This window comes from Novosphingobium sp. UBA1939 (assembly GCF_002336885.1).
Taxonomy (GTDB): domain Bacteria; phylum Pseudomonadota; class Alphaproteobacteria; order Sphingomonadales; family Sphingomonadaceae; genus Novosphingobium.
Map to the genome: position 1 here is coordinate 1 of NZ_DDFB01000142.1, position 5,648 is coordinate 5,648.

8 protein-coding genes and 1 pseudogene are annotated in these 5,648 nt (G+C 66.8%); 4 read left to right on the forward strand and 5 right to left on the reverse strand.

Features of this window, described 5'->3' with window-relative positions; translation table 11 throughout:
* The 3 genes from B3547_RS19285 to B3547_RS19295 all read right to left on the reverse strand — a co-directional run.
* Positions 1–653: DEAD/DEAH box helicase (locus B3547_RS19285; protein ID WP_349676507.1), on the reverse strand; the 653-nt coding region annotated here is incomplete at its 3' end.
* A gap of 100 nt (positions 654–753) precedes the next feature.
* Positions 754–1,020 (reverse strand): hypothetical protein, encoded by a 267-nt coding sequence (locus tag B3547_RS19290; protein ID WP_292966032.1) that lies wholly within the window; start codon positions 1,018–1,020, stop codon positions 754–756.
* A 73-nt stretch (positions 1,021–1,093) separates the two neighbouring features.
* Positions 1,094–1,597, reverse strand: a complete 504-nt coding sequence (locus tag B3547_RS19295) for an energy transducer TonB (protein ID WP_292966035.1) — start codon at positions 1,595–1,597, stop codon at positions 1,094–1,096.
* Positions 1,598–1,718: 121 nt separating this feature from the next.
* On the opposite strand from B3547_RS19295, the gene argJ reads away from it, so the two are divergent.
* The 4 genes from argJ to B3547_RS19315 are packed head-to-tail and all read left to right on the forward strand — an operon-like array spanning position 1,719 to position 4,797.
* Positions 1,719–2,945, forward strand: a complete 1,227-nt coding sequence (gene argJ, locus B3547_RS19300; RefSeq protein ID WP_292966038.1) for a bifunctional glutamate N-acetyltransferase/amino-acid acetyltransferase ArgJ — start codon at positions 1,719–1,721, stop codon at positions 2,943–2,945.
* A gap of 6 nt (positions 2,946–2,951) precedes the next feature.
* Complete coding sequence (locus B3547_RS19305; protein ID WP_292966041.1) at positions 2,952–3,557, forward strand: glutathione S-transferase family protein; 606 nt, start codon at positions 2,952–2,954, stop codon at positions 3,555–3,557.
* Positions 3,554–3,985, forward strand: a complete 432-nt coding sequence (locus tag B3547_RS19310; RefSeq protein WP_292966044.1) for a GFA family protein — start codon at positions 3,554–3,556, stop codon at positions 3,983–3,985. Before B3547_RS19305 ends, B3547_RS19310 begins: the two co-directional genes overlap by 4 nt.
* Complete coding sequence (locus B3547_RS19315; RefSeq protein ID WP_292966047.1) at positions 3,982–4,797, forward strand: inositol monophosphatase family protein; 816 nt, start codon at positions 3,982–3,984, stop codon at positions 4,795–4,797. Before B3547_RS19310 ends, B3547_RS19315 begins: the two co-directional genes overlap by 4 nt.
* Before the next feature lie 124 nt (positions 4,798–4,921).
* On the opposite strand, the pseudogene trxA reads toward B3547_RS19315, so the two are convergent.
* A pseudogene (gene trxA, locus B3547_RS19320) lies at positions 4,922–5,243 on the reverse strand (thioredoxin).
* A 59-nt stretch (positions 5,244–5,302) separates the two neighbouring features.
* Positions 5,303–5,648: PD-(D/E)XK nuclease family protein (locus tag B3547_RS19325; RefSeq protein WP_292966050.1), on the reverse strand; the 346-nt coding region annotated here is incomplete at its 5' end.

The window sequence follows — 5,648 nt, forward strand, 5'->3', positions numbered from 1 at the left end:
TCGTCGATCAGGATCGAGTCCACTTCGTCGACGATCGCGTAGTTGAACGGGCGGTGCACCATCTGCGACCGCTCGTGCTTCATGTTGTCGCGCAGGTAGTCGAAGCCCAGCTCGTTGTTGGTCGCGTAGGTGATGTCGGCGTTATAGGCCGCGCGGCGCTCCTCCTCGTTGAGGTTCGGCACGATCACGCCCACGGTCAGGCCCAGGAACGTGTAGAGCACGCCCATCGTCTCGGCGTCGCGCCTGGCGAGGTAGTCGTTGACGGTCACGACGTGAACGCCCTTGCCTTCCAGCGCGTTGAGGTACACCGCCAGCGTCGCCACAAGCGTCTTGCCCTCGCCGGTGCGCATTTCCGCGATCTCGCCCCGGTGCAGCACGATGCCGCCGATCATCTGCACGTCGAAATGGCGCAGGCCCAGCGTGCGGATCGACGCCTCGCGCACGGTGGCGAAGGCTTCGGGCAGGATGTCGTCGAGCGATTGCCCCTGATCGAGCTGTTCGCGGAACTTGGCGGTCTGCGCCTTGAGTTCCGCGTCGCTCATCGCCTGAACCTGCGGTTCGAACGCGGCGATCTTGCGCACGATCTTGTCGAGCGACTTCACGTAACGGTCGTTGGACGAGCCGAAAATGGCCTTGGCGAGCGAGCCGAGCATGGAAATATCCTGAATTTGGAGAGATGTACGGGCCGCGCGCATCGCTGTGGCGTGCTGGCGCGGCGTCTGGTCGGGGAAAGCGGGTCCGAAAACGCGCGGCTTATTCGCGCCCGCGATCCGAAAGCAGGATGCCGCAGGTCCGCGCCAGCGCCACCGTGGGCAGACGCAGCATCTTGCGCTGCACCGTCGAACGTTTGCGCGGGGCTTCCCCGCCCTGCCCGGCGCAGCTTTGCGCACGTGGCGCGGCGGGCGTGGCGACAGCCACCGAAACGCCCGAATCCGCCACTTCCATCCGCGACGTCGCCAACGCGACATCGGGGAAGGACAGCCCCGTCAACAGGGCAAGAAGGGCGAGCAACAGGCGCATGTGCGAAGTTAGATAGTATCTCGCGCGCGATCCGTCCATGCCGAACCGCTGCGAAATGCCTCCAGGGTGAATCTCAGTTGCAAGTGGCGCTGGCGATCACCCGCAGCGCGGCCGCCGGATCGCCATCAGCCAGCACCCGGCAATCGCGCGACCACATCCACGGGCCGGCACGCGGCACGATCAGTACGGGCTGCGTCTGTTCGGGCAAGACCCAGCGAATCTTGTTGCGGTAGTGACCCGCTTCCGCCTTGCCCCCGGCGTCGGTCGCGGGATTGAACCGCGCCCGCGTGGAAACCAGGCGGCAGGTGGCTTCGTCCAGCGCGGCGGAGCCGCTGCCCGTCGTGATCGTGCAGCCCGTCGGCACGCCGTCCGCGCCAACCGTCACATCGAACGCCACCGCGCCTTCCGCGCCCCCGGCGAGCGCGTCCTTCGGATAGTCGTCCGCCCCGATCCAGGTGCCAGGGTTGTTGCTCGGCGTCGGTCCCTTTGGAGCGGCGGCCTGCGCGGTGCTCACGCAGGCAAGGCCTACGCAAGTAAGGGAGGTCATGGCGGTCAGCAGCAGGGTCTTGATACGCATGGCCGCATCCGTGCCCGGAATTTTCCTTCGGGTAAAGCGTCAAAGCGGTCATCGGGACCGGGCATCGAAAACACGCGCCGCGGCTTGCGATCAGCGTGGCCGGGAGCTAACCGCTTGGCCCATGTCCGACGCCGTCTCTCCGCTCGCCACGCCTTTTCCCACCCTTCCGGCCATCAGCGGGGTGACGCCGCGCATCGCCCGCGCCGGCTACAAGGACTGGGGCCGATGCGATCTGACCTATGTCGAACTGGCGGAGGGCACCTCGGTAGCCGGCGTGTTCACACGCAACGTCTGCTGCTCCTCGGAAGTCGAACTGGGCCGCGCCAATATCGCGCAGGGCCTGGGCCGCGCGCTGGTGGTCAACGCCGGCAATTCCAACGCCTTCACCGGCTATCGCGGGCGCGAGGCGGTGGAGCAGATCATGGCGCAAGTCGCCGACCATCTCGGCTGCGCGAAGGAGCAGGTGTTCGTTTCCTCGACCGGGGTTATCGGCGTGCCGCTGCCCAAGGACAAGGCGCGCGCCGGCGTCGAGGCCGCGCTCACCGCACCGGAATGTTCGTGGGAGGACGCCGCGCGCACCATCGGCACGACCGATACGTTCGCCAAGGGAGCCACCGCCACGGCTATGGTGGGCGACAGCAAGGTCACGCTGAGCGCCATCATCAAGGGTTCGGGCATGATCGCGCCAGACATGGCGACGATGCTGGGCTATGTCTTCACCGATGCGGCGATAGAGCCGGCGTTTCTCCAGCAGCTTCTTTCGGCGGCGAACCGCAGGACGTTTTCCTGCATCACCGTGGATAGCGATACCTCTACCAGCGATACCGTGCTGGCTTTCGCCACCGGCAGGGCGGGCAACGCGCCGCTGGCCTCGTTCGACAGCGCCGGCGCCGATGCCTTCGCCGCCGCGCTGGAGGACGTGTGCCGCCAACTGGCGCATCTCGTCGTCAGGGACGGCGAAGGCGCGCAGAAGTTCATTACCGTCCACGTCACCGGGGCGGTCAGCGACGAAAGCGCGCACCGCGTGGGTCTGGCCATCGCCAATTCGCCGCTGGTCAAGACCGCCATCGCCGGCGAGGACGCTAATTGGGGCCGCGTGGTCATGGCCGTGGGCAAGGCCGGCGAACCGGCGGACCGCGACCGGCTGTCGATCGGCTTCGGCGGCACCTGGGCGGCGAAGGAAGGCCAGCCGCTCGCCGATTACGACGAAGGCCCGGTCGCCGCGCATCTCAGGGGCCGCGAGATCGACATCGAGGTCGATCTCGGCCTGGGTGATGGCAGCGCAACGGTGTGGACCTGCGATCTCACGCACGGCTACATCTCGATCAACGCCGATTACCGGAGCTGACCCGCGATGCTCACGATCTGGGGACGGCTCAATTCGCACAACGTCAAGAAAGTGGCGTGGGCCGCGATCGAGATGGACCTGCCGCACCGCCGGATCGACATGGGCGGCCCGTTCGGCTTCACGCCGGAATACCTGGCCAAGAACCCCAACCGCATGATCCCGACGATCGAGGACGGCGATCTGGTGCTGTGGGAATCGAACGCGATCCTGCGCTATCTGGCGGATCGCCATGCCCCGTCGTTCCGCAGCAACGATCCCGCCATCCGCGGAATGGGCGACAAGTGGATGGACTGGCAGTTCCATTTCGCCGACGCGCAGCGCGATGCGTTCCTGGGGTGCGTGCGCCAAGGCAAGAACGCCAGCGATCCCGCGGTCGCCCGCTCGGCCGAAGCCTCGGGCGCGATGATGCGCATCCTCGACGCCGAACTCGCCACACGCCCATGGCTGTCGGGTGACCGCTTCGGCATCGCCGACATCCCGATGGGCGTCTATGCCCACACCTTCTTCAGCCTGGCGGTGCCCCGCCCCGATGTTCCGCACGTGGCGGAATGGTACGCCCGGCTGCGCGAACGTCCCGGCTATGCCAGCCAGGTCATGATCCCGCTGACATGAGCGGGAACGGGAGCGGCGACTGGACCGGCGGCTGCCTGTGCGGCACGGTGCGCTACCGGCTGGCCAGCGCGCCGACCGACGCCGGCTGGTGCCATTGCCGCACCTGCCAGCTCAATTCCGGCAGCCCGGCCATGGCCTTCGCTTCCGTCCCGGCCGATGCCTTCGTGGTCGAACAGGGCCTTGCGTCCATCGGGCGGGTATCTTCCAGCGAAAGCGGCGAACGCTGGTTCTGCCGCGCCTGCGGAACGCCGCTGCTGATGCGCGACACGTCCGCCCCCGCGACCGCCGATTTCAGCCTTGCCACGCTCGATCATCCCGAACGCGTCACGCCGGGCTTCCATATGTTCTACGCCAGCCGCATCCCCTGGGCGGAGCCAGCCGACGATCTTCCCCGTTACCCGCGTTCGCGCGCCGAAGGACTTTCATGACGGAATCCGCTCTCGACACCGCCGTCGCCGCGCTGATGCACGATACCGCCCAACGCACGCTGCTGAGGCACTATCGCCAGCTTGCCGATCACCAGATCGTGGCCAAGGCGGCGGACGATGTCGTGACCATCGCCGATACCGAAAGCGAGGCGCTGCTGATCGAAGGGCTGGCGAAGATCCTGCCCGAAGCCGCGATCGTGGGCGAAGAGGGCAGCCATGCCGATCCGACGCTGATGGACCGGCTGGGCGACAGCCTGTGCTGGGTGATCGACCCGCTCGACGGCACCAACAATTTCGCCGCTGGCAAGCCTCCGTTCGCGATCCTGATCGCGTTGGCGGAAAAGGGCGAGATCGTGGCGGGCTGGATCTACGATCCGCTGATCGACCGGCTGTGCATCGCCCATCGCGGCAAGGGTGCGTGGGTGAACGGCGAGCGCGTGATGGCGCAGGCGACCGGGCAAGAACCGCCGGTCGCCGCGATCTCGCTGGTGTTCGTGGACAAGGACAAGCGCGAGGCGATGCGCCAGCATATCGCACCGCACTATACGCTGGTGGACATCCCGCGCTGCGCGGCCGAGCAGTATCCACGCATCGTGCTGGGAGTGAACGATCTGTCGATCTTCGAACGCACGCTGGCGTGGGACCACGCGGCGGGCGTGCTGTTCGTCAACGAAGCCGGCGGCAAGGCCGCGCGGCCCGATGGTTCGCCCTACCTGCTGGACCGGCATCTGGAGCCGGGCCTGATCGCGGCGGCCACCCCCGCGCTGTGGGATGCCATGGCGGAGAGGCTGAACGCCCTGCCCGCCGAGTAAACCCCGGCGTACCCCGCCCCGTCATTGCGAGCGTGAGCGAAGCAATCCAGAGTCCGGCGTGCCGCTCTGGATTGCCGCGGGGCTTCGCCCCTCGCAATGACGATTCAGGGCACTTTCGTCGGGTTTAGAGAACGCTTTCGATCCAGCCCTTGAGCTGGCTCTTGGGCGCGGCACCCAGCTTCTGCGCCACCGGCTTGCCATCCTTGAACAGAACCAGCAGCGGGATCGACTGCACGCCGATTTCGCCCGGAATGCCGGTGTTTTCCATGATGTCCATCTTGGCGATGGTCAGCTTGTCGCCCAGTTCCTCGGCGATCTCTTCCAGCGCCGGCGCGATCATCTTGCACGGGCCGCACCAGTCNNGCCCAGAAATCGACCAGCACGGGCTTGTCGGATTCGAGAACGTCGGCGGCGAAGCTGGCGTCGGTGACGGCTTTGGTGGACATCGGTAACTCCTTCTGGTCTTGGCCGCCAATCTAGGCGGTCCCTGTCTTGAAACAACAGATCACGCGGAAAAGGATTCCTGCGCGGGGGAAAGGTCCAGCTTCTGCGCCGCCAGCAGCGCCTCCGGCAAGGCGAACAGTTGCGGCGTGTGGGTATAGAGCAGCGCGGCTTCCACGCGGCGGCCGGGATGGATCACCTTCAGCGCCGCGACATAGGCCGCCATCTGGCGCAGGTAGGCCGCCGGAATCTCCTCGATTCGCGCGGGCGGTCGGCGCGCCGTCTTGAAATCGACGATGCGGATCAGGTCGGAGCGGACGATCAGCCGGTCGATCGTGCCCGTCACCACGCGCCCTTCGACCACCGCCGCCAGCGGCACTTCGGCCAGCGAATCCGGGCCGAACACGTCC

Coding starts and splice junctions, on each gene's coding strand:
- B3547_RS19290 (WP_292966032.1), bottom strand. CDS start 1,020: ATGCGCCTGTTGCTCGCCCTTCTTGCCCTGTTGACGGGGCTGTCCTTC.
- B3547_RS19295 (WP_292966035.1), bottom strand. CDS start 1,597: ATGCGTATCAAGACCCTGCTGCTGACCGCCATGACCTCCCTTACTTGC.
- argJ (WP_292966038.1), top strand. CDS start 1,719: ATGTCCGACGCCGTCTCTCCGCTCGCCACGCCTTTTCCCACCCTTCCG.
- B3547_RS19305 (WP_292966041.1), top strand. CDS start 2,952: ATGCTCACGATCTGGGGACGGCTCAATTCGCACAACGTCAAGAAAGTG.
- B3547_RS19310 (WP_292966044.1), top strand. CDS start 3,554: ATGAGCGGGAACGGGAGCGGCGACTGGACCGGCGGCTGCCTGTGCGGC.
- B3547_RS19315 (WP_292966047.1), top strand. CDS start 3,982: ATGACGGAATCCGCTCTCGACACCGCCGTCGCCGCGCTGATGCACGAT.